Origin of the sequence: Streptococcus suis (assembly GCF_002960445.1) — a bacterium.
GTDB classification, from domain to species: Bacteria; Bacillota; Bacilli; order Lactobacillales; family Streptococcaceae; genus Streptococcus; species Streptococcus hyiners.
The window spans coordinates 1-324 of the sequence record NZ_POJD01000112.1; the positions used below are offsets into that span (position 1 = coordinate 1).

1 pseudogene is annotated in these 324 nt (G+C 24.7%); it reads left to right on the forward strand.

The features are described 5' to 3' along the window. Positions 1-324 (forward strand): annotated as a pseudogene (locus C1G53_RS03345) (hypothetical protein); the annotation flags it as partial.

The following is a 324-nucleotide window of genomic DNA, read 5'->3' on the forward strand; positions in this document are numbered from 1 at the left end:
AGAAGTAAACAAACAGAGTTAAAAAACATAAATATACATAATATTTCAATCAATAGTATTGAAGAAGTTTTAAAATTAAACAAACATCTTACTAAGAGACAATTGGAAACATTGGTTGTTAATAGGATAATAGGGGTTGAATTATTTAAACAACGTATTCCAAATGATTTCTTTGATGTAATCAATGATAAATCATCTTCGGATAGGAAAGACATTATTCAAGATTGCAACGCAAATTTATCCAGATTATTATTTGATAAAAATAGTAATAAGAAAAAATTTTGGTCACTTCTTGAACAAATATTGATTTTAGTAGAAGAGATG